The 1104-nt window shown below is 67.6% G+C and carries 1 pseudogene; it reads left to right on the top strand.

The annotated features are described in order from the left end of the window. Positions 1 to 1104, top strand: a pseudogene (locus tag FJ980_RS33535) (kinesin); the annotation flags it as partial.

Below are 1104 nucleotides of genomic sequence, written 5' to 3'. Positions count from 1 at the left end.
GCCCAGGGCGGCTCGGAACTGCAAAAGAGCATGGAAGAGGTCACCGAACGTGCCGCCGAGAAGCTGCGCAGCGAAAACGCAGCCCTCGTCAACGCGCTCGCCAGCCGCACCGCCGAGACCCTTTCGGCGGTCGAAGGTGCCCGCTCGTCGCTATCCGACAGTGTCGCCGACCTGATCGGCCGAATGACCACGTCGAGCGCGCAGCTCGGTCAGCTGATCGAACAGGCCGCGGCCAATCTCGGCCAGGTCGACGAACGCCTGACCGGCAGCACGCAAAGCTTCGCGGCAACCACCGAGAAAGCGGCGCAGACCTTCGCCAGCTCGGCAAGGCTGCTCGCTTCGAACACGACAAGGCTGACGGAACTGTCGTCGTCGACCTTGCGCGAGGTCGCGTCGATCGCCACCAAGTTCGATGAACACAGCCGCCTGCTCGCCGGTGCTTCGGACCTCCTGAGCTCGGCCCAGAGCAACCTCGAACACACGCTCGAAAGGCAGTCTTCACTCGAGGATCTCGCTGTCGGCCTGGTCAAAAAGTCGGAGGATCTCGAAAGGGTCATGCGCTCGTTCGAGAATCTGGTCGGCCAGACGCTGCAAAATGCGGAAGGCAGGACGCTGGAATCGGCCGACAAGATCCGCAACGCCATCACCGACGTCGTCGATTCGGCAACCAAGCGCTTCTCCGACGCGACCGAGGAGATGCGCCGCACCGCCGGCGCCATCAAGAGCGAGCTCGACCTCACCCGCGCCGAGCTCAAGAAGGGCGTCATCGAGATGCCGGAAGAGGCCAAGGAATCGACATCGGCCATCCGCCGCGCGGTTTCCGAGCAGATCAACGCCCTGAAGGAGCTTTCGGACATCGTTGCGAAGTCCGGCCGCAGTGGTGGAGAGCCCTCGGAATCGCGCAATCTGCGCCCGGCGCCGCAAGCCCCGGCAGCGCCCCGCGCGGCGGCTCTGCCGCGCCGCGCTCCCGCGCCACAGCCGGAACTTCGCGCGCCGCAGGCGCCGGCGGGCGGCACGGCGCTACGCGGCACGCTTGACCTGGAGCGCCCCGCCGACACGGCGCCGCGCCAGCGTCCCGACGTCGGCGCCCGCACGCAACAGGGC

The organism is Mesorhizobium sp. B1-1-5 (assembly GCF_006443065.1).
Taxonomy (GTDB): Bacteria; Pseudomonadota; Alphaproteobacteria; order Rhizobiales; family Rhizobiaceae; genus Mesorhizobium.
The sequence above is the reverse complement of the archived record's forward strand: the minus strand, read 5'-3'. Positions and strand labels throughout refer to the sequence as shown.